Source organism: Bacillus cereus group sp. BfR-BA-01355 (assembly GCF_022663675.1).
GTDB classification, from domain to species: Bacteria; Bacillota; Bacilli; order Bacillales; family Bacillaceae_G; genus Bacillus_A; species Bacillus_A thuringiensis_S.
This window is the reverse complement of the sequence record NZ_JAKUFY010000010.1, coordinates 16,926-38,171: the sequence shown is the minus strand read 5'-3', so window position 1 is coordinate 38,171 and position 21,246 is coordinate 16,926. Positions and strand designations below refer to the sequence as shown.

Sequence of the window (21,246 nt, the reverse complement as noted above, 5' to 3'; positions counted from 1 at the left end):
TCTGTAAACTATATATACATCAAGTGGCGCCTTTCCATCGAAAGGCGCCTGTTTTTTGGAGGAAATTATGTTTGATCCAACTGCTTTTGACAATTTAAAAGTAATCGTAGAAGGTGCTGTGTATGATTTTGATCTACATGGAGATATTCTTGTAACAGATCGAAAAGATATGATGGACCTTGCTTCATTAAGTCGTATATATCATATCTCATTTCAATTAACAGAACCGTTTGAACCATTAGTAGAAGCAACATTTTCATTATCTGTGGATGCAAAGAACTTGTCTGGTGAAATACTAGAAGTGCCTCAGTTTACACCAGGTTGTGAAATGAAGCTAGCATTTTCATTCCCGTTAGAACAACCAGAAGTAGGATGCGAAGAAATTGAAACTTTAATGCGTTCTATATGGGGAAAAGAAAGAATGATTATGCAGAAAGTTTCATACGAATATAATAAGCAAGCGATTTCATATCATAATAAGGTAGAGGTTCTATTTCAAAAAGCGATTACAGAAGACCATGTTGATGATTTAATAGCTGTTATTTCACACATGATAGAAACGGTGCGAACAATACAGCATTTTCTTCAAAAATAGAGATAAAGGAGAAAAACAAATGATAAAAGATATGCAACCATTTTTACAAGAAGCTTGGGAGAAGGCTGGTTTTAAAGAATTAACTGAAATTCAAAAACAAGCGATTCCAACTATTTTAGAAGGACAAGACGTTATAGCTGAATCTCCAACTGGAACAGGAAAAACATTAGCGTACTTATTACCCCTTTTACATAAAATTAATCCTGAAGTAAAACAGCCACAAGTTGTTGTTTTAGCGCCAACACGTGAACTTGTCATGCAAATTCATGAAGAGGTTCAAAAGTTTACAGCAGGAACTGAAATTTCAGGGGCATCTTTAATTGGTGGTGCAGATATTAAGCGCCAAGTTGAAAAATTAAAGAAACACCCGAGAGTAATTGTCGGTTCACCAGGACGTATTTTAGAATTAATTCGAATGAAAAAGTTAAAGATGCATGAAGTAAAAACGATTGTATTTGATGAGTTTGATCAAATTGTAAAACAAAAGATGATGGGCGCAGTACAAGATGTAATTAAATCTACAATGCGAGATCGTCAATTAGTATTCTTCTCGGCGACAATTACAAAAGCGGCAGAAGATGCTGCACGCGATTTAGCAGTTGAACCACAATTAGTGCGTATAACACGTGCAGAGTCAAAAAGCTTAGTTGAACATACGTATATCATTTGTGAGCGACGCGAAAAAAATGATTACGTAAGAAGAATTATGCATATGGGCGATGTAAAAGCAGTTGCTTTCTTAAATGACCCATTCCGTTTAGATGAAATTACTCAGAAATTGCAATTCCGTAAAATGAAAGCAGCAGCTCTTCATGCAGAAGCAAGTAAGCAAGAGCGTGAAGCGACGATGCGTGCATTCCGTGGTGGGAAACTAGAGATTCTCCTTGCTACTGATATTGCAGCACGCGGTATCGATATTGATGATTTAACACATGTAATTCACTTAGAGTTACCAGACACAGTAGACCAATACATTCACCGCTCAGGACGTACTGGACGTATGGGTAAAGAAGGAACAGTAGTTTCTCTTGTAACAGAACAAGAAGAACGTAAATTACTGCAATTTGCGAAAAAACTAGGCATCGTATTTACGAAGCAAGAAATGTTCAACGGATCATTCGTAGAAACGAAACCGAAAGCACCAAAGAAAAAGAAACCAGCATTTACTGGGAAGAAAAAGCCTAGATAAATAATGGGGAAGGCGTAACTATTTGTAGTTACGTCTTTTTTTATTTGCAATTGAATAATACAAGGAGGTTTATTAATGGTTATTAAAATGTATCTATCATCATTTTTTAAATCAACATATGTAAAAGGAAGTAATATAAAAAAAGTCGAATATTAAATTGATGCGAAATAATAAAAAGAAGGTACATATATGGATAGGAAATTAGGAATGTTTTTGAATACGAAACATATTGAAGTAAACGAAGGAATACAAAAAGCAAGGGAATGGGATTTAGAATATATTCAATTATATGCTATGAATAAAAACTTCAACTTAGCTAATATTCCAGTGGTAGAATGGACTGCTTTAAAGAAAAGCTTATCTTTTAATGGAATAAAGATTCCATCATTAGCAATTAGTTTTGGAGAAAATGGAATTACAGGAACAGAAGTTGACAGTGCAATAGATCAGATTAAATATATTACTGACAGAGGTTTGGAGCTGGGAGCAAAGATAATAACAGCTCATATTGGGAAAGTTCCAGATGATGAAAAAAGTGAGTACTATGATAAAATGATACGGGTTTGTTATGAGATAGGGGAATTAGCATTCAAACTTGGGGGAGTCTTTGCTATTGAGACGGGATCTGAAAAAACAATAGTATTAAAACAATTTTTAGAAACTGTAAACTCGAAAGGACTAGCTGTTAACTTTGACCCAGCAAATTTAATAAGTGATGTAAATGAAAATCCGGAAGAAAGTTTATTACTATTAAAAGATTATATAGTACAAACTCATATTAAAGATTGTAAAGAAGTGAAAAGCGATCGTTCAAGTAAGTATATAGAAGTAGCAGTAGGAAATGGTGAAGTGGATTTCGATATATTTTTCAAAGTATTAGATGAAATTGGATTCGACGGATATAACATGATTGAAAGAAATGATTATTTTGACGAACTGGATGGGATGAGTCAGTCGATAAATTTTGCAAAGAAGTACATACCAACTCAAAAGGAATAACGATAGCAGCTGTAGAAAGCTACATAGAATGTAAAAAAACAATAGGAGGAATACAAATGATTCATAAAGTTGGACAAATTATGCTGTATGTAAATAATCAAGATGAGGCAGTAAATTTCTGGACGGAAAAGGTAGGGTTTCATGTAGTAGCAGAGGAAGATAACAAGCAAGGAATGAGATGGATTGAAATCGCTCCGACTAATGGTGCTGAAACGAGCATTATACTACATAATAAAGAAGTTATTTCGAAAATGAGCCCAGAATTAAATCTTGGTACACCGTCCTTAATGTTCTTCTCAGAAAATCTGGATCAATTATATGCAGATTTAAAAAATAAAAATGTTACTGTTGGAGAAATGGTAACTATGCCTTCTGGTAAAGTATTTAACTTTGCTGATAGCGAAGGGAATTATTTTGCGGTTATGGAAAAGAACAAATAGTAATATTACTATGTGAAAATCCCCCTCAAATATATTGAGGGGGATTACATGTTTGAAGTGGATTTTTCATTAGAGAATTGATTAATATAAAATACGCCTTTTTCAATGGCTGTCTCAATATAACCAACGATTTGGTCAAACGTAAACACTTGTAAGTCTTCATGCAAATTTTGCTCCGGATACAACATATCTTCAAAAAGATACTTTCGAAAAGAAAAAACGTTTTCTTTAGAAACTTCTTCAATATCCATGATGTGAGCCTCTTGGTTGAGAAGAGAGAAGAGTTGCTGTTCTGTATCGTAATGATGAAGCAACTTTGCATTTAATAATTTAAAATCGTTATAGTACAGGGGTGCGATCGTTTCGTCATTTTCGATTCTATTTTTTAGCCAAGGTAGAAAAAAGCCGCTTAGCCAATTGTCATCGGCAATGAGATGGGTGTAATAGCCTAAGAGAAAAGGGGAATCCATATGAGCTTTATATTTTTGAAAAAAAGAATTGAAATCTATCCTTCTCGTATAGTTTTTCGTTGTACCAGCGTAAAAGTGTGAAGTTCCTTTTTCTTCTGCTGAATGAACCGCATCAGGGGCTACACCTCCAAGTATGAAAGAAGTTTTATCTTGGATATATAGTTTTTCGGCAATCTTGATAGCGATAATAGCATGCATAATTCGTGATCCCATGAATGACACCTCGGTTTCAAGTATTCATTTCAGGAAGAGGACTGAACAGTTAGTATTACTTTCCCTGTACTTTTTCTACTTTCGACCCATTCATGTGCTTTCCCTGCATCTTGAAGCGGAAAAGATTTCGTTGCTTTTACTTTTAGACTGCCATCACGTAAATAACGGAAAACTTCATTTGCAGTTTCTTGGAGTAGTTCAGGACGTTTTTTTCGTGTAGTGCCAAAGCTAAAACCGAGTATAGAGCGACAACTTGCGTGTAAATCTTTCGTTTGGAAATTACCAATTTCACCGCTAGCATTACCGAAATGAATGAGGCGACCATAATAAGCGAGACAATTTAAACTTTTTTCTGAAACCGTTCCAGAAATAGAGTCTAAAATTACATCAACCCCTTCACCGTTTGTCAGTTCGTTGACTTTCTTTACAAAATCCTCATCTTGGTGACAAATAACATAATCAGCTCCAGCATTTAAAGCTATTTTTCTTTTTACTTCACTTCCGACAGTACCAATAACGGTTCCAGCCCCTAATCGTTTTGCAAGTTGAATAGCTGTTGTACCAATTCCGCCAGCCGCAGCATGAATGAGTACAGACTCGCCTTGTTGAAGCCTTGCAACATTTGCGAGTAAATTATAGCTTGTAAAAGATACAATCGGACAAGCAGCTGCAGTTTGAAAATCGACTTCATCAGGTAAAACGAAAGTAAGGTTTTCGTTTGCGACAACGTATTCTGCGTAAGATCCATTTTGAGGAAAAGCAATGACACGTTGTCCAGGATGAATATTTTTCACTTGAGAACCGACACGTTCTACAATACCAGCGGCATCTATCCCTGGTATAAAAGGTAGTGCTTTATTTCCTTTTTTACCATAACGGGATTTAATATCGGCGAAATTTATACTAGTAGCAACAACGCGAATCAAAACTTGATCTTCTGAAATAGTCGGCATATCCACATCTGTATATTTCATCACTTCAGGACCACCGAACGACGTTACAATGATAGCTTTCATTATATATCCTCCTAAATTTGATTATATAAATCATTTTAAATCGTCATTAGAAATTGGAAAATTATATAATAGTTATGTGTGATTATAAGTGAAGCTTATGAACTGATTGAATCATTATATTAATTTATATAAAAAAATTGAAAAATCGAACGAAATATCAATTACTTGCCAATATAAAGTGTAAGACAAAGGAGGGATGGAATATGAAGGATGAAACGGTGTATATAGATTTAATCCAATTAACTTTATCAGGCAATAAAGAAGCGTATAGCGAATTGTATGATAAAACGATTCAAGAAGTATATAAAACAGCACATTTTTTAATAGAAGATAAAACGGATGTAGATGATGTCGTTCAAGAAATATACATACAGCTATATGAATCGCTTCGTAAGTATGATAGCGAGAAGCCATTTCGTCCTTGGCTAATTGGACTTACAATTAAACAAATTCACTCTTATAGAAGAAAGAGGTGGATGCGACTACGAATTGTAAAAAAAGCAGAAGAGCAAAGAAAACCAGTACAAATTGATTTTTCTAACGATGTTGTAAGTAAACTATCAAACCAAAAACTAATCGAACTCATTCATAAATTACCGTATAAATTGAAACAAGTTATTATCTTAAGATACTTACACGATTATTCACAAGAAGAAGTAGCACACATATTGCATATTCCAATCGGTACTGTGAAATCTAGAATTCATGCAGCACTAAAAAAACTACGTCAAAAAGAGCAAGTAGAAGAAATCTTTTTAGGAGAGGTAGGGAATGTGAAATGAGCTTAGATTGTAGAGTTAGAGAATTTATACAAGAAGAAGCGAAGGGGATTATTGCCCCGCCGGAGTTAAAAGAAAAAGTAATTGTCCAAATAAAAATGAAGAGCGGGGGAAGTAAAAGGAAGAAGCGCCTTATCGCAGGAGTGCTTGCGGCAGCATTTTTACTCCCAACGACTGGTTTTGCGTATCAATCTATTATGGCGGATGGTATATACGGATCGTTTGAGAATTTAAAAAAACATGCCGGAGCGATGACATTAGAAGCGTACATGCGTTTTAATGCAAAATTATCAGAAGCGAAAGATGAAATGGGTACGAAGGAATATGAAGAGTTTACAAAAGAAATGAAAAAATTAACTAGTGCAAAGCTTGCGTACGGAGATTCGAACGGTAATATAGATTACGATCAATTATCACCAGCTAAAAAAGAGGAATTGAAAAAGGTAGTAATGGAGCTTCATCCGTATTTTGATAAATTAAATGGCCATAAATCTAGTAAAGAAGTACTAACTCCTGAAGAGTATGAACAATATATGGAGGCATTAATGTCATATCAAACTGTGTTAGTAAAAACGAAATCGAGTGGCGGGATAACAGTAGAAGAAGTACCTGAGGCGTACAAAGAAAGATTTATTAAAGCGGAGCAGTTTATGGAGTATGTAGATGAAAAGGTGAGATAAGTAAAAAAGCTCAAAGCTTTCTTTCGTTTAACTATTACATATTGAATATGTAAACAATAAAAAATGAGTATACAATCTACGTGATTGTATACTCATTTTATTATTACTTAAATTTCCTTACCGCATGAATAGCGACTCTTACAAGTAATATCGCACTTATAAATAAACCACCGTAACCAACGACACTTAAAAATTGATCATTTGGCTCTGTCGCACTGTTTGCTAAATGCAATACGCCTACCGAAATCCCACCAAATGCAGTTCCAATAAATGCAATGAGGAATTGTGAGATAAATGTAGTAATAAACGATGCATTTGTTTCGTCAGAGAAAAAGCCAACCTTAACGGATAGTTCTCCGTTTTCTAGTTTTGAACTTAAATCATCTAGTTTTCTAGGAATGCGTCGCATGGCAGGTAACATAGCGAGTAATTCGTTTGTTGCAGCTTCTTTTAAACTAGAATAATTGTTAACTGATATGAAACTAGCTGCATGATCTTTCGCAAAGCGTTTCGCTTCGTCCATTAAATTGAATTCGGGATTTAGTTGCAGCATCGTTCCTTCTAGCGTAATTAGAGAACGGAAAGCCCCTGCAACCATTGGATAAAATGCTAATTCAAACTCAGCGATTATTTGAAATAGCCCCTGAATGAATTCTTCAGAACCATTTGTAGAACCATACGTACTTTGGATTAATAATTGACTGATAGATTGTTCTAATTCCTCTTTATCAACATTTGGCTTCTTTTCAACTAATTGAAGCAGTCCATCAAGCAAGACATAAGAATTTTTGCGCTCAAAGCCGATAAGTAGTCGCTTGAATGCATCTTGTTGTAGTGTTCCTAATCGCCCGACGGAACCGAAATCAAGTAATGCAGGTGTGCCATCACGAAGAATATACACATTACCTGGATGAGGGTCTGCATGGAAAATACCTTTAAAGAAAATTTGCTCTAAAATACAATCAAAGAGTTGTCGTTGTACTTTTTTCGTATCAATTTGTAATTCATTTAATAATGCTGACCCACTTTTAACACTTACTCCATCTAAAAATTCAAGCACAAGTATTTTTGAATTACTGTATTCTTTATATACTTTCGGTATTTTTACTTTCGTTTCGCTATTTTTTAGTGAATCAGACACTTGTTCGAAGTTACGAGCCTCAATTTTGAAATCAATTTCTTCTTTCATTGCGATGGAGAAGCCATGTGCTAAATCAAGAAATCCGATATTTTTAGCCCAAGTTGATTTGTTGGAAATCCATAAAGAAAAATGAATTAAAATATCTAAGTCACGTTTAATTGTCTCAGAAATATTAGGACGTAGTAGTTTAACGACGACATCCTGGTCGTTTTCTTTCAACTTCGCTTTATGTACTTGGCCAATAGAGGCGGCAGCTAACGGTTCCATTTCAAAGGAGCTGAAAATTTCATCTTTTGGTATATGTAGTTCCTTTTTTAATATTTCTTCAACTTGTTTTTGTGATAAACGCGTTACATTTTCCTGAAGGTTTGATAACTCGTGAATAAAAGCAGGTGGTAATAAATCAGAGCGAGTTGATAAAACTTGTCCGAATTTAATAAATACACCGCCGCATTCTTCTAGTGTATTTCGAAGTGAAGTGGCGAGCTTACGATCTGCTTCTGGCGAGCGCTTTAAAGCTAAATATTTACCCATTCCGTGTTTTATTGCAATAGAAGAGACACGCATATATCTTTTTTGTCTACCAACCTTTGCGAAGAATTTTGAAATAGGATTTCGGCTTTCCGTTACTACGTCATCCATTTCGCCTCGTCTAATAGGATCAAATAATTCAAAAACTAGGTAACAAAGCATGGATACAATTAATGAGCTTCCTAGCCAAAAATATCTATCAACACCGACAACCGATTCATCTTGATAGCGTAAATATAAAAACCAATACAGAGCTGACGTAAGTGAAACACCTAAAGTTGCTGCACTTGCTTGTTTGAAAAGATTTAGTTTTGTACCAATTAGTCGACCACTAATAAAAGACATAATGATTGCTAGTAGAAAAAATTGAAAAAACATTGTATCATTCCTCCGAATTTTATTCGATAACTGTATTATACAGGAATATAATTATTCTAAAAACAAGCCAAGGAGGTACAATCCTTGACTTGCACGATTAAATAGAGCATTCAATTATATTTTTTCATCGTTGCATTGTCCTTTTGTATAAAACAATCTAATAGTGAATAACCAGCTATTAAACTAATTATCGTAACAAAAGTTGTATTTATAAGAATAACATTAGCTAAATAAGGTAGGTATTCGCCAAGTGGTGAGAAAAGTAGTGCTGGAGAAAAGGAAATTAATATTGTAGGCACTGTAATAGCGATAAACTTATCCGGTTGAAAACGCCAGTTTTGTTTACTTGTTTCGTGATTAATGGATTGAAGGAATCGTAATAAAATGCCGACCAAAAGAGGAAAGAGTGTAAAGTAGAATAATCTTGGATAAACGTTAAAGTTCACTTGCGCGTCTGTATCTAAATAAAATTGAATCTTCACTCCAACAAATAATAATAAGACGATAAATAATGTGAAGCAGAGGTTATAGCATTACTCTTTGCATTATATTCCACCATCCTTTACTCAAAATATATTCAAAAAAAGAAGAGATATACAATAACTACTGTTGTATATCTCTTCTTTTACTGTTAGTTAATAGTGGAGTTTGCTTTTTCTTGCTTCGTGAAATAATCAATAATGCCCATCGCACTAATTTCTATATCTAGATGTAAAATGTTATAAACGGAATGATCTGCTGGAACGTTTAACTTTGTAAGATGAGAAGAGATTTTATCCATTAATAAAGTTTGTAAAGCTTTAGTCGCTTCATCGAAATCATTATACTGTTCAAAGACTTCCTTACCAGTATGAACGAAAATAGGTAGCCAATGTTCCAGTTGATTATATATTTCTGTAACATGAGAGGATGCGCCGTAATGACCGAAATAAATAGTATCTACATTCATGCTTTGAATGTGATTTTTAGAAGCAATCATCGCATCTGGTTGGAATTGCGAAGGGGACGTTGATGGTAGATATAACTCTACATCAACGTCTGCGAGTTCTCTATAATAAATTCCAATTGTATCGCCAGTAAAAATCCCGTTTGTTAATGAATCGTGAATGCTAATATGGTGCTTCGCATGCCCTGGTGTATCATAAAATGTAAGGATGCGGTCTTCTGCAATTTTTAACGTATCACCATGTTGTACAATATGAACACGTTCTTCTTCAATTGGAAGAATTGGATCAAAGAGTTTATCGAAATCTTCTTTGTACACAGCTTTTGCACCTAAAATAAGTTTTGTTGGATCAATCATATGACGAGCACCACGAGAATGCACATATAACGTAGCATTTGGGCATTTTTCCATCATTAAACCAGCAGCACCGGCGTGATCTAAATGAATATGTGTAACGATAATGTTTTTAACATCGTTTAAATCAATATGTAATTGTTGTAAGCCGTCTAAAATATACGGAAGAGAAGGGGCTGCACAAGTTTCAATTAAAGTAATATCGTCACCTAATAAAACGTACGTACCTGTTCGTTCATTATGCTGTAAATCGAAATCATCAATAAGATATAGGTGAGAAGATAATTGCTCTACTTTTTTCATATTTACCACTCCTTATATATTACATGTTTCTATTATACGCTAAAATAGAAAAAAGGCAGAAAACGAAAGCTCGTCTTCTGCCTTTTGTAATACTATTATTTCGTTTGTTGTTTATTAATAGACATAATGAACAGTCCAACAATCCCACCAACTAATGGAAGCATAATTTCTCCTGCTAAATTAAAGTAGGAGCTTAAGAATAAACCATTTACATCGATTACCCAGCCAGTAACATACAATAACATCATATATAGTACGAAATAAAACTCGCGATTTGAAATCGTTTCATGTTGTGCAGTTTTCATAATGAACACCATCCTTTTCTTTTATAATGGAATATAAACTGTCACATTTTATTCACATTTCGATTGTAAAACTTTCCATCATAAAAGTCTAGTAGTTTGTGCCGAATTTTCGAACGGAAATAAAGCGCTATCATTATAGCGTATAAGTACGTAATAAGAGCTGTATATTCACGAATGTAGTATAGTATAAACATAGAATGATAGTGAAGAGAGGGGCAAAGACAATGACAGTTTATGATTTTTCAGCTAAAACAATTACAGGTGAAGAAAAATCGTTAAAAGATTACGAAGGAAAAGCACTTCTTATTGTAAATGTAGCTAGTAAATGTGGTTTCACACCGCAATATAAAGGATTACAAGAGGTGTATGATAAATATAAAGACCAAGGACTCGAAATACTCGGATTTCCTTGTAACCAATTCGGGGGACAAGAACCAGGTACAGAAGCGGACATTACTAGTTTTTGTGAATTAAACTACGGTGTAAACTTCCCAATGTTTGCAAAGGTTGATGTGAAAGGTGATAAGGCTCATCCTTTATATACATACATGACAGAACAAGCACCAGGTTTACTCGGTATGAAAGCAGTGAAATGGAATTTTACGAAGTTTTTAATCGGAAAAGACGGGAAAGTAGTAGGGCGTTTTGCGCCGCAGACGAAGCCGGTAGATTTAGAGGTTGAGATTGAGAAGGTACTTGGAGAATAATTAGGAGTTTCACTTTATTAAAAAACGTCTCAAAGAACAATGTAGTTTTTTGAGACGTTTTCTTTAAACTCACATTTTCAAGATTAAATAACTGTATCAAAGCCATCTGATTTAGGTAGAGAACCTGCTTTTTTCATAAGCACTTCCCATAAGTGTACGGATGTCTTCCATTCTGCTGCAGCCTGCCCCTGTTGATACATAGCGTTCTCATAACTGGCAGTAAGTTGTTGCATATCGGCCGATTTGTAAAGTGTATCGATATGGAGAGCGTATTCTCGGAATGTTTGACTTTCACCCCGTGGTATGCCAATTCTCGCAAATTGTTTTAAAAGTGCACCGTAAGCTTTTTGATAAACAGCATCATCTTTTCGGTATCTATAGAAATGAATAATAAGAAATGTCATCCATTTCATTCTAGTGATAAAGAGAATGTATCCCATAATACTAATTGGTATCGTAGAGAGGAATACGTACCACCAAGAAAAACTAGTTTTAGAATTTGTGACCTTTTTAGTAGAAGCTTCTTCTGTATGTTCTATTAAACTTTTAAGTTTTGCTTCATTATTTCGTTGGTGTATTTGCTCGTTATTAGAATTATTTGCTTCGCTATTTTGTGAAATAGGAGCAGGCGTATTATTTATAAAATTATAGGGATTGGTAAATCCTTTTGTTGGTTCGAATGGAATCCATCCGTATCCTGGGAAATATACTTCGACCCAAGAGTGTGCGTTATCGTTCGTGATTGTATAAACATCCGCACCTTCTGCAGAGGCAAGTGTATTGTCAAGAGTTCCTTCTGTATAGCCTTTTACCCAGCGAGCAGGAATCCCGGCAGAACGAAGTAGTACAATCATAGACGTCGAAAAATTATTACAGTAGCCGCTTTTTGTATCGAAAAGGAATTGATCTACATAATCTTGGCTTTTGGCAGGAAATAAGACATTCGTTGATTCGTATGTAAAAGAGTTGTCTGTGAAGTAATTTTCAATAGCTAATACTTTATCATATCGGTTGTCTTTATCATTTGTAAGATTGGCAGCCAAGTCTTTTACGCGCTGTGGTAATGACTCGGGAAGTTGTGTGTACTTTGTCATAAAATAAGGATTTGTTTCTTGACCTTCATTTGTTTTTACAGCTTTCAAGTTTTCTATGGAAAACTCAGGGATCTCATATGTTACTTTATACGAATGTAAAGTAGTAGAAGAGTCTCCATTCATTGTATAAATTTTTTCTGAAAACGAGTTAACACTGTATGATACATCAGAAGAAGCCTCAACTGATACTAATCCTGCTGGATAGGTAAGGTGAGGATAACTTTTTAGCATGGTAATTGTTGCCTCAGTCGTTTCCGTTTTTGTATTTTGTTCGTACCAGCTTACGACGTCGTTTTTATTTTTAAAAGAAACCTTTTTCGGATTTTCAGAAATTTCCCAGCCTTTTCCTGTATAAAAATCTTTTGTTTCTACTCGCCAATATTGTTTGTTTTGCGTTCGTGCTGTGAAAACAATTGTAGGATCCGCCTTAAAAGGACCACCTAATCGCGAGTCATCTAAACCATACCCAATTGTAGAAACTTTTTGTTCTTTACTTGCTTCAGATGTGTTGAATTTTAAAAAATCCATTGGGTTTGGCCATTGAGGGCCAAATTTTGGAGCAAAGTATGCGATGGTTGCTAATAATACAATAAATATTGTAAGTGGTCTAAGTAATTTTGAGATTTCCCTAGCATAATTTTGTAAGTGTTCGCGCTCTTTTATTCGTTCTACTTGAAGAAGACTAAGCATAAAAAAGCCGATGACAACAGTACGAATAATAGCGTAGTTTGCATTGTATAAATGTAAGTTATGAAAAGTTGCGATATAAATAATAGTCAATACAAGAAATAAAAACCCACGTTTTTTATGAATAATCCAAAATGAAGTGAAAGAACTCAAAAACCAAAATGAGAGAAAAAATAAAACCGTCGGAAAAACTGGAGAAATATCTAGTAAATTCCCTTGGAAAAATAGGGAGGAATTTCGAGACATATCAGAAAAGAGTGTTGTTAGCCAAGATGGATTTATAAAAGCATTTTTATAATATAGGGAATGAATGATAAATAGGACTGTGACAATTTTTATTGGAATCTGCCACCTCGTTTGAAAAAAAGAGAGAGCGAAGCAAATTCCTATAAATGTTACGAAAATATCTAATCTACCTACATTTGTAATACCTATAAGAGGTCTTATCCATTCTAGTAAAAGAAGAAATACACATGCATGCATGAAGAATTTGTTCGTATCCCACTTGTATTTTGCTTGTAATGTTATCATTTGCTCACCTCAAAAAACACGTTTGTATACCGGTTTTCATAAACCGTGTTTACAAATATTTGTCGTTTTTTTAGAGTTTCTAATATACTGAGTTCTCGGTGTGAAAGTTGATTCGCTTTTTCTTTCACGACAAAAATCATACATTTTCTATTTCTTATAGCAGCACAATCAGCCGCCTTTTGAATATCGGGAGAAAGATTACTTGTTACGAGTATAACCGTGACGGGCTCATAAATTTTTCTTAGTTCTATTTCTACACTCTGGGAGAGCGGGAATACACTGTCTGCTTGTACTTTTGCTAAATGACAAAGGATTTGTTGTAACTGCGTATCTCCATTATCTAAAGGGAAAATAGTTTGTTCTTTTCCGATAGACACGAATGATGCTGGTGAATTTTGTTTCAAGACAGCCCTTACGATAGAGGCAGTAAATGTGACGACTGATTCGAATAGAGGAGACTCGGTTCTGTCTATGAATATCATGATATTATGGCTGCGCTGTTGTTCAAACTCTTTTGTCATAATATTGTTTGTTCGTGCAGTTGCTTTCCAATCAATCCATGAAAAGCGATCTCCAGGTTTATAGTCTCTGACACCGACAGAGATTGTAGAGTCTTTTGCAGAATTTATATTTGCTGAAAGCGCTCCTTGTTCGAAATGATTTTCCAATTGTCGATACGCTATATCTACATACTGGGGATAGACTAAAAATGTATCTGGAACTGAAAAAGTTACTTCTTTCTCCATCATGCCGAATAAATCGCCAGTTTTGACACGAACGCTTGAAAAAGTGTGCTCGCCTCTAGGGATTGTGTCAATAACATATTGAAACGAAATATTTCGTTTCAATCCTGGGAAGAGTACTACCTTATTCATCTTTGTTTGTTTACAACTTATAAATTGTGGTGGCAGTTCATCTTCTATAACTAAATAAAGTAAGGGAAAAGGAAATTTTCTTTTTATTGTAATCGTGCTTACAAATTGTTCTCCTACTACATATCCATTTTGGTTTGTTGTTCGTTTTACTTCAGCGTCCCGTAAAGCGTAGAAGGGGAGTAGTAGTGAATAAAGAGCAATGGGAATTGTGCTGTAAAATAAAAACCAACTTACAAACCCTCCTTGAAACATAGCGTACACAAATGTTAAGACTAGGCATAAAGGGAGTAGCAATAACTTCATAACGTGATATAGCGCTCGCAGCATTCGTTTCATCAAGGGTTCATCGTCCTTTGAGTCGGCACGGTAGTTCGTGCAACGATTTTTGCGATAACTTGTTCTCCTGTTATCCCTTCAAATTTTGCTTCCATTTTTAGAATGAGCCTATGCGCTAAAACGTAAGGAGCTAAAAATTTAACATCGTCTGGAATAACATAATTTCTGCCATGGATAAATGCATAAGCTTGTGAAGCTTTCATTAAAGCAATTGAGCCACGTGGACTTGCTCCTAGCTGTATAGAGCTATACGTACGAGTCTGATTAACAAGCTTTACAATGTAATGCTTAATTGCTTTGTCCATACTTACTACCCGTACGCTTTGTTGTAAGTAAAGTAATTCTTCTATTGTAGTAATGGCCTGTAATTGAGAGAGTGGATTTGTTTTTTCCATCCGGTTTAAAATTTCAAATTCTTCTTCTGGTGTAGGATATCCCATTTTTAGTTTCAATAAGAAACGATCGAGCTGAGCTTCTGGTAGAGAATATGTTCCTTCATATTCGACCGGATTTTGTGTAGCCATGACAAAGAACGGTTTTGGTAAAGGCCTTGTAATGCCATCTATTGTAATATTGCCTTCTTCCATACATTCAAGTAAAGCAGATTGTGTCTTAGGAGATGTACGATTAATTTCATCAGCAAGTACAAAATTCCCCATAATTGGTCCAGGCTTGAACTCAAATTGGAGCTCTTTCGGATTATAAATAGAAACTCCTGTTACATCTGACGGCAGTAAATCAGGTGTAAATTGAATTCGCTTGTAATCCGCATCAATGGATTTAGAAAGAGCACGTACTAGCATTGTTTTGCCGACACCAGGAACATCTTCTAATAGCACATGACCTTCAGCTAAGAGAGCTGTCAAAGCTAAGATTGTTTCTTTTCGTTTTCCGACCATTATTTTTTCAATATTATTGATTATTTTTTCTACAGTGGGATGTAATGAATCAAGCTGGGGCATCGTAATCCTCCTAATTTTATTATCGTTTTCTAATCTATTTAGTGGACAAATTTATAATTCTATTTGCAGGTAGTAAAAATTTTATCATTAATTCTAAGAATATTCAGAATATTTATTTCGATTACATCTAGTATAATTGTTTCCGTAACTAAGGGCAATACAGTAAATAATGATTTGTAGTTTTATGTAAAATATGTCTGGATATAAAATAGTATTGTTAAAGAAAAAATTCCTTATATACAATTTCTAAACTCTTCCTTATGGCAGTTTTGAAATAATATCAAAACTCTTTTTTATATATTTATAAAGAAAAACGTAGGAATTTCTCCTGCGTTTTTCTTTTGCAAAATAGTCGATACCTCAAAATACCATTCTCCTAATAATCACGATTAATCATAACCCTTCAAAACGGAATAAAAGATTTTCTCACAAACTTATTTTCTACTGAATTTTTGACAATCTCTTGAACTGTGCGAAATGTCACATCTGTATTTTACAACCTCTCTTATAGTAAGGGTATGTAAGAGAGACGTATTAAAGGAGTGAACAGTATGAAGAAGAAACCTTCAGCACTAATGAGACGTTTAAAATATTTTTCACCAATAGATCGTTATAACGATAATCATACTCAAGAAACATATGAAGATCGTGAATGGGAGAATGTGTACAGAAAGCGTTGGCAGCATGATAAAGTAATTCGTTCTACACATGGTGTGAACTGTACTGGTTCATGTAGCTGGAATATATATGTGAAAGATGGAATCGTAACTTGGGAAGGACAGGAGCTTAACTATCCAACTACAGGTCCAGATATGCCTGATTTTGAACCACGAGGATGTCCGCGTGGAGCGAGTTTTTCTTGGTATATTTATAGTCCACTTCGTGTGAAATATCCGTATGTACGTGGTGTTCTTTGGAGTATGTGGCAAGAGGAATTACAAAATAACAAGTCACCACTAGATGCTTGGAAAAGCATTGTGGAAAACCCTGAAAAAGCACGCAAGTATAAGCAGGCACGTGGTAAAGGGGGATTCATTCGTGCGAATTGGGATGAAGTGTTACAACTTGTTTCTGCTTCATTACTCTACACAGTAATGAAATACGGTCCAGACCGAAATGTTGGTTTTTCACCAATTCCAGCTATGTCGATGTTAAGTCATGCTGCTGGTAGTCGTTTTATGCAACTTATGGGCGGGCCAATGCTTAGTTTCTATGATTGGTACGCAGATTTACCACCAGCTTCTCCTCAAATTTGGGGCGATCAAACAGATGTACCAGAAAGTAGTGACTGGTATAACTCTGGTTACATTATGACATGGGGTTCAAATGTACCGATGACGAGAACACCAGATGCTCACTTTTTAGCAGAGGTTCGATATAAAGGAACGAAAGTCGTTTCTGTCAGTCCTGACTTCGCTGAATCTACAAAGTTTGCCGATGATTGGATTAGTGTAAAACAAGGTACAGATGGTGCACTTGCGATGGCAATGGGGCATGTGATCTTACAAGAGTTTTACGTAGATAATCAAGTGGAATATTTCACAAAGTATGCGAAGCAATATACTGATTTTCCTTTCTTTGTCACATTGAAACAAAAAGGAGATCAATTCGTTGCTGATCGTTTCTTAAACGCTTCTGATATTGGACGCGAAACGAAGTTAGGAGAATGGAAGCCTGTTCTTTGGAACGAGAATACGAATGATTTTGCAACACCTCAAGGCACAATGGGCTCACGTTGGGATAACGAAAAGAAATGGAACTTGCGTTTAGAAGATGAAGAAACAGGTGAAAAGATTGACCCACGTCTTTCTTTACTTGGAATGGAAGAATCGATTGGAACTGTACAAATTCCGTACTTCTCTGATGATGGAAACAAAGTATTAGAACGTACAATTCCAGTGAAAAAGGTTATGACAGAAGAAGGCGAAGTGTTCGTTACAACTGTATACGACTTAACGTTAGCAAATTACGGCGTGAACCGAGGGCTTGGCGGACAAGAGCCGAAAGACTTCAATGATGATGTACCGTTTACACCTGCATGGCAAGAGAAAATGACAGGAGTGAAACGAGAACTAATTATTCAAATCGCTCGTGAGTTCGCACAAAATGCCGTTGATACAAATGGTCGCTCGATGATTATTGTTGGAGCTGGTATTAACCATTGGTTTAATTCTGATACGATTTATCGCGCAGTTTTAAATCTTGTTCTTCTAGTTGGAGCACAAGGAGTAAACGGCGGGGGATGGGCGCATTATGTTGGGCAAGAAAAATTACGACCAGCAGAAGGATGGCAAACAATCGCGATGGCAAAAGATTGGCAAGGGCCACCGAAATTACAAAATGGTACATCTTTCTTCTATTTCGTAACAGATCAATGGCGCTATGAAGATACACCGGTTGGACATTTAGCATCACCAGTAGAAGGCAACTCTCGTTATCAACATCACGGTGATTACAACGTATTAGCGGCACGACTTGGCTGGCTACCTTCGTATCCGACATTCGAGAAAAATGGGATTGAATTATATAAAGAAGCTGTTGCTGCTGGTGCAACAACGCAAGAAGAAATCGGAAAATATGTTGCACAAAAATTAAAAGAAAAAGAACTAAAATTTGCGATTGAAGATCCAGATAACAAAAACAACTTCCCGCGCAACTTATTCGTATGGCGTGCGAACTTAATTTCAAGTTCTGGTAAAGGACACGAATATTTCTTAAAACATTTATTAGGTACAACAAACGGGTTAATGAATGACGATAGTGATTCATTACGACCAGAAGAAATTAAATGGCATGAAGAAGCACCAGAAGGGAAGTTAGATTTACTCATTAACTTAGATTTCCGTATGGCTGGAACAGCGCTTTATTCTGATATCGTCTTACCTGCTTCAACTTGGTACGAAAAACATGATTTAAGTAGTACAGATATGCATCCATTTGTGCATCCATTTAATCCAGCAATCGGTTCACCGTGGGAAGCGCGCTCTGACTGGGATATTTTCACTTCACTTTCTAAAGCTGTGTCAGATTTAGCGAAGAAAATTGATCTTGAACCAATGAAAGAAGTTGTTGCAACGCCACTTCTTCACGATACACCGCAAGAATTAGCGCAACCACTTGGCAAGATTAAAGATTGGAGCAAAGGTGAGTGTGAGCCAATACCAGGTAAAACAATGCCACAAATTCATGTTGTTGAAAGAGATTATAAAACAATTTATGACAAAATGACTTCGCTAGGACCAAATGCGGGAAAACAACCGATTGGTACGAAAGGGATTTCTTGGTCCGCAGAAAAAGAGTATGAGCAATTAAAGAGCCGATTAGGAGTTGTTCGAACGGATTCTATTGCAAAAGGTTGCCCAGACATAAAAGAAGCAATCAATGCTGCTGAAGCGGTATTAACACTTTCTTCTACAACAAATGGTCATATGGCTGTAAAAGCATGGGAAGCACTTGAAAAACAAACGGATTTAAAATTACGTGATTTAGCAGAAGAACGTGAAGAAGAATGCTTCACATTTGAACAAATTACAGCGCAGCCAAAAACAGTAATTACTTCTCCGGCCTTTACAGGTTCTGAAAAAGGTGGACGTCGTTACTCACCGTTTACAACAAATGTGGAACGCCTCATCCCTTGGAGAACAATCACTGGACGACAATCTTTCTACTTAGATCATGACATGATGAAAGAATTTGGTGAAACGATGGCAACGTTTAAACCGATTCTGCAACATAAACCGTTCCGTAAATCACGACCTGAAGTAGAAGGAAAAGAGATTACGTTAAATTATTTAACGCCGCATAATAAGTGGTCCATTCATAGTATGTATTTCGATTCATTACCGATGTTAACGCTGTTTAGAGGTGGTCCAACTGTTTGGATGAATAAAGAGGATGCTGAAGAAGCTGGTGTAGCAGATAATGATTGGATTGAGTGCTTTAATCGTAACGGTGTTGTTGTAGCCCGTGCTGTTGTAACGCATCGTATACCGAGAGGAATGGCGTTTATGCACCATGCACAAGATCGTCACATTAACGTACCTGGTACGAAATTAACAAGTAACCGCGGGGGAACGCATAATAGTCCAACTCGAATTCACGTAAAACCGACACATATGATTGGTGGATATGGTCAATTAAGTTATGGATTTAACTATTACGGTCCGACTGGGAACCAGCGTGACTTAAACGTTGTAATTCGCAAACTGAAGGAGGTAGATTGGCTTGAAGATTAAAGCACAAGTCGGAATGATAATGAATCTAGATAAATGCATCGGCTGCCATACTTGTAGCGTAACGTGCAAAAACACCTGGACAAATCGTCCAGGTGCTGAATATATGTACTTCAATAACGTAGAAACGAAGCCTGGAATTGGTTATCCGAAACAATGGGAAGATCAGGAGAAATATAAAGGCGGTTGGGAATTGAAAAATGGTGAAATTCAGCTGAAATCTGGTTCGAAAATGAAACGTCTTATGAACATTTTCCACAATCCAGATCAACCAACAATTGATGATTATTTTGAACCTTGGAATTATGATTATGAAACGTTAACAAATAGTCCGCAACGTAAGCATCAACCAGTTGCTCGTCCGAAATCAGCAATTACAGGCGAATTTATCGACAAAATTGAATGGGGTCCAAACTGGGAAGATGATTTAGCAGGCGGACATATAACAGGATTGCAAGATCCGAACGTAAAGAAAATGGAAGAAGAAATTAAAACAGATTTTGAAAACGTCTTTATGATGTATTTACCACGCATATGCGAACATTGTATGAATCCCTCGTGCGTATCATCTTGTCCATCTGGTGCGATGTATAAACGTGAAGAAGATGGGATTGTTCTTGTCGATCAAAATGCATGTCGCGCATGGAGATTCTGCGTATCATCTTGTCCATATAAAAAAGTGTATTTTAACTGGCAAACGAATAAAGCTGAAAAATGTACAATGTGTTTCCCACGTATTGAAGCGGGTATGCCAACGATTTGTTCGGAAACATGTGTAGGACGTATTCGGTATATTGGGGTAATGCTATATGACGCTGACAAAGTAAAAGAAGCAGCTTCTGTTGAAGACGAAAAAGATTTATATGAATCTCAGCTTACTGTTTTTCTAGATCCAAATGATCCAGAAGTGGCAGCTGAAGCGAAAAAACAAGGAATTCCTGAAGAATGGATTAAAGCGGCGCAACAATCGCCAATTTATAAAATGATTATCGATTGGAAAATTGCTCTACCTCTTCACCCAGAGTATCGTACAATGCCAATGGTTTGGTATATCCCGCCGCTTAGCCCGATTATGAATATGGTGGAGGGAAAAGGTAGTAACTGGCAAGCAGAAGAGATTTTCCCTGCTATTGATAATATGCGTATTCCAATTCAATATTTAGCGAATTTACTCACTGCGGGGGATGAATCACACATTCGTCTTACATTGAAGAAAATGGCTGTTATGCGAACGCATATGAGAGCACTTCAAATTAATAAAGAGCCAAATGAAGCTGTATTAAAAGAACTTGGTTTAACGAAACAGGATGTAGAAGATATGTATCGTCTTCTTGCCATCGCGAAATATAAAGATCGCTTCGTTATTCCGACATCTCACCGTGAACAAGTGGCAGATTTATATAGCGAACAAGGAAGCTGTGGTTTATCATTCACAGGTGGTCCAGGCTCTTGTATGACAATTTCTTAAATAAAGGGGGCAGAA

General features: G+C 35.9%; 17 protein-coding genes and 1 pseudogene. 9 read left to right on the top strand and 9 right to left on the bottom strand.

What is annotated here, in order from left to right:
• The first annotated feature begins 67 nt into the window (after positions 1 to 67).
• From MR167_RS05405 to MR167_RS05390, 4 genes are all read left to right on the top strand, one after another.
• The gene (locus tag MR167_RS05405; protein ID WP_000460216.1) at positions 68 to 595 is read left to right on the top strand and encodes a hypothetical protein; all 528 of its coding nucleotides are present in this window, start codon (positions 68 to 70) and stop codon (positions 593 to 595) included.
• A 19-nt stretch (positions 596 to 614) separates the two neighbouring features.
• The gene (locus MR167_RS05400) at positions 615 to 1,784 is read left to right on the top strand and encodes a DEAD/DEAH box helicase (protein WP_000588599.1); all 1,170 of its coding nucleotides are present in this window, start codon (positions 615 to 617) and stop codon (positions 1,782 to 1,784) included.
• Between the two features lie 189 nt (positions 1,785 to 1,973).
• Complete coding sequence (locus MR167_RS05395; RefSeq protein ID WP_000375201.1) at positions 1,974 to 2,783, top strand: sugar phosphate isomerase/epimerase family protein; 810 nt, start codon at positions 1,974 to 1,976, stop codon at positions 2,781 to 2,783.
• A 56-nt stretch (positions 2,784 to 2,839) separates the two neighbouring features.
• Positions 2,840 to 3,223 carry a VOC family protein gene (locus MR167_RS05390; RefSeq protein WP_000581472.1) on the top strand — a complete coding sequence of 128 codons (384 nt, stop codon included), beginning with the start codon at positions 2,840 to 2,842 and terminating at the stop codon, positions 3,221 to 3,223.
• A gap of 44 nt (positions 3,224 to 3,267) precedes the next feature.
• Here the strand turns inward: MR167_RS05390 and MR167_RS05385 are convergent, their stop codons facing one another.
• Positions 3,268 to 3,906, bottom strand: a complete 639-nt coding sequence (locus tag MR167_RS05385) for a zinc dependent phospholipase C family protein (RefSeq protein WP_000535582.1) — start codon at positions 3,904 to 3,906, stop codon at positions 3,268 to 3,270.
• Between the two features lie 29 nt (positions 3,907 to 3,935).
• On the bottom strand, positions 3,936 to 4,922 hold the full coding sequence (locus MR167_RS05380; RefSeq protein WP_150158009.1) for a quinone oxidoreductase family protein: 987 nt from the start codon (positions 4,920 to 4,922) through the stop codon (positions 3,936 to 3,938).
• A gap of 203 nt (positions 4,923 to 5,125) precedes the next feature.
• Here MR167_RS05380 and MR167_RS05375 point away from each other — a divergent pair, with 203 nt between their 5' ends.
• Both MR167_RS05375 and MR167_RS05370 read left to right on the top strand, forming a co-directional pair.
• The gene (locus tag MR167_RS05375) at positions 5,126 to 5,704 is read left to right on the top strand and encodes a sigma-70 family RNA polymerase sigma factor (protein WP_098096370.1); all 579 of its coding nucleotides are present in this window, start codon (positions 5,126 to 5,128) and stop codon (positions 5,702 to 5,704) included.
• A complete protein-coding gene (locus MR167_RS05370) occupies positions 5,701 to 6,381 on the top strand; it encodes a DUF3600 domain-containing protein (protein ID WP_242314136.1) in 681 nt (226 codons plus the stop codon). The genes MR167_RS05375 and MR167_RS05370 overlap by 4 nt, the downstream gene beginning before the upstream one ends.
• A gap of 103 nt (positions 6,382 to 6,484) precedes the next feature.
• Here the strand turns inward: MR167_RS05370 and MR167_RS05365 are convergent, their stop codons facing one another.
• The 4 genes and pseudogenes from MR167_RS05365 to MR167_RS05350 form a co-directional block, all read right to left on the bottom strand.
• Positions 6,485 to 8,431, bottom strand: a complete 1,947-nt coding sequence (locus tag MR167_RS05365) for an ABC1 kinase family protein (RefSeq protein WP_242314135.1) — start codon at positions 8,429 to 8,431, stop codon at positions 6,485 to 6,487.
• A 110-nt stretch (positions 8,432 to 8,541) separates the two neighbouring features.
• Positions 8,542 to 8,977, bottom strand: a pseudogene (locus MR167_RS05360) (hypothetical protein).
• 85 nt (positions 8,978 to 9,062) lie between these two features.
• Positions 9,063 to 10,034 (bottom strand): MBL fold metallo-hydrolase, encoded by a 972-nt coding sequence (locus MR167_RS05355; RefSeq protein WP_242314134.1) that lies wholly within the window; start codon positions 10,032 to 10,034, stop codon positions 9,063 to 9,065.
• Between the two features lie 95 nt (positions 10,035 to 10,129).
• Positions 10,130 to 10,339, bottom strand: coding sequence for a DUF3925 domain-containing protein (locus MR167_RS05350; RefSeq protein WP_000844984.1), 210 nt, complete (start codon positions 10,337 to 10,339; stop codon positions 10,130 to 10,132).
• Positions 10,340 to 10,563: 224 nt separating this feature from the next.
• On the opposite strand from MR167_RS05350, the gene bsaA reads away from it, so the two are divergent.
• Positions 10,564 to 11,046 carry a glutathione peroxidase gene (bsaA, locus tag MR167_RS05345; RefSeq protein WP_000219434.1) on the top strand — a complete coding sequence of 161 codons (483 nt, stop codon included), beginning with the start codon at positions 10,564 to 10,566 and terminating at the stop codon, positions 11,044 to 11,046.
• Between the two features lie 83 nt (positions 11,047 to 11,129).
• On the opposite strand, the gene MR167_RS05340 is transcribed toward bsaA, so the two are convergent.
• Genes MR167_RS05340 through MR167_RS05330 form a run of 3 tightly spaced genes read right to left on the bottom strand, consistent with a single transcriptional unit; the run spans position 11,130 to position 15,531 of the window.
• Entirely contained in the window at positions 11,130 to 13,358 is a 2,229-nt protein-coding gene (locus MR167_RS05340; RefSeq protein WP_086396567.1) for a transglutaminase TgpA family protein, read from the bottom strand.
• Positions 13,355 to 14,569, bottom strand: a complete 1,215-nt coding sequence (locus MR167_RS05335; protein ID WP_074789616.1) for a DUF58 domain-containing protein — start codon at positions 14,567 to 14,569, stop codon at positions 13,355 to 13,357. The genes MR167_RS05340 and MR167_RS05335 overlap by 4 nt, the downstream gene beginning before the upstream one ends.
• Positions 14,569 to 15,531, bottom strand: a complete 963-nt coding sequence (locus MR167_RS05330) for an AAA family ATPase (protein ID WP_001135803.1) — start codon at positions 15,529 to 15,531, stop codon at positions 14,569 to 14,571. The genes MR167_RS05335 and MR167_RS05330 overlap by 1 nt, the downstream gene beginning before the upstream one ends.
• Positions 15,532 to 16,082: 551 nt before the next feature.
• Here MR167_RS05330 and MR167_RS05325 point away from each other — a divergent pair.
• Positions 16,083 to 19,766, top strand: coding sequence for a nitrate reductase subunit alpha (locus tag MR167_RS05325; protein ID WP_242314133.1), 3,684 nt, complete (start codon positions 16,083 to 16,085; stop codon positions 19,764 to 19,766).
• Positions 19,756 to 21,231 carry a nitrate reductase subunit beta gene (gene narH / locus MR167_RS05320; RefSeq protein ID WP_000692656.1) on the top strand — a complete coding sequence of 492 codons (1,476 nt, stop codon included), beginning with the start codon at positions 19,756 to 19,758 and terminating at the stop codon, positions 21,229 to 21,231. The genes MR167_RS05325 and narH overlap by 11 nt, the downstream gene beginning before the upstream one ends.
• The last annotated feature ends 15 nt before the right edge of the window (positions 21,232 to 21,246 follow it).

What these genes read in the sequence shown, in the direction of transcription:
- MR167_RS05405 (WP_000460216.1), top strand. Translation starts at nt 68, where the DNA reads ATGTTTGATCCAACTGCTTTTGACAATTTAAAAGTAATCGTAGAAGGT.
- MR167_RS05400 (WP_000588599.1), top strand. Translation starts at nt 615, where the DNA reads ATGATAAAAGATATGCAACCATTTTTACAAGAAGCTTGGGAGAAGGCT.
- MR167_RS05395 (WP_000375201.1), top strand. Translation starts at nt 1,974, where the DNA reads ATGGATAGGAAATTAGGAATGTTTTTGAATACGAAACATATTGAAGTA.
- MR167_RS05390 (WP_000581472.1), top strand. Translation starts at nt 2,840, where the DNA reads ATGATTCATAAAGTTGGACAAATTATGCTGTATGTAAATAATCAAGAT.
- MR167_RS05385 (WP_000535582.1), bottom strand. Translation starts at nt 3,906, where the DNA reads ATGGGATCACGAATTATGCATGCTATTATCGCTATCAAGATTGCCGAA.
- MR167_RS05380 (WP_150158009.1), bottom strand. Translation starts at nt 4,922, where the DNA reads ATGAAAGCTATCATTGTAACGTCGTTCGGTGGTCCTGAAGTGATGAAA.
- MR167_RS05375 (WP_098096370.1), top strand. Translation starts at nt 5,126, where the DNA reads ATGAAGGATGAAACGGTGTATATAGATTTAATCCAATTAACTTTATCA.
- MR167_RS05370 (WP_242314136.1), top strand. Translation starts at nt 5,701, where the DNA reads ATGAGCTTAGATTGTAGAGTTAGAGAATTTATACAAGAAGAAGCGAAG.
- MR167_RS05365 (WP_242314135.1), bottom strand. Translation starts at nt 8,431, where the DNA reads ATGTTTTTTCAATTTTTTCTACTAGCAATCATTATGTCTTTTATTAGT.
- MR167_RS05355 (WP_242314134.1), bottom strand. Translation starts at nt 10,034, where the DNA reads ATGAAAAAAGTAGAGCAATTATCTTCTCACCTATATCTTATTGATGAT.
- MR167_RS05350 (WP_000844984.1), bottom strand. Translation starts at nt 10,339, where the DNA reads ATGAAAACTGCACAACATGAAACGATTTCAAATCGCGAGTTTTATTTC.
- bsaA (WP_000219434.1), top strand. Translation starts at nt 10,564, where the DNA reads ATGACAGTTTATGATTTTTCAGCTAAAACAATTACAGGTGAAGAAAAA.
- MR167_RS05340 (WP_086396567.1), bottom strand. Translation starts at nt 13,358, where the DNA reads ATGATAACATTACAAGCAAAATACAAGTGGGATACGAACAAATTCTTC.
- MR167_RS05335 (WP_074789616.1), bottom strand. Translation starts at nt 14,569, where the DNA reads ATGAAACGAATGCTGCGAGCGCTATATCACGTTATGAAGTTATTGCTA.
- MR167_RS05330 (WP_001135803.1), bottom strand. Translation starts at nt 15,531, where the DNA reads ATGCCCCAGCTTGATTCATTACATCCCACTGTAGAAAAAATAATCAAT.
- MR167_RS05325 (WP_242314133.1), top strand. Translation starts at nt 16,083, where the DNA reads ATGAAGAAGAAACCTTCAGCACTAATGAGACGTTTAAAATATTTTTCA.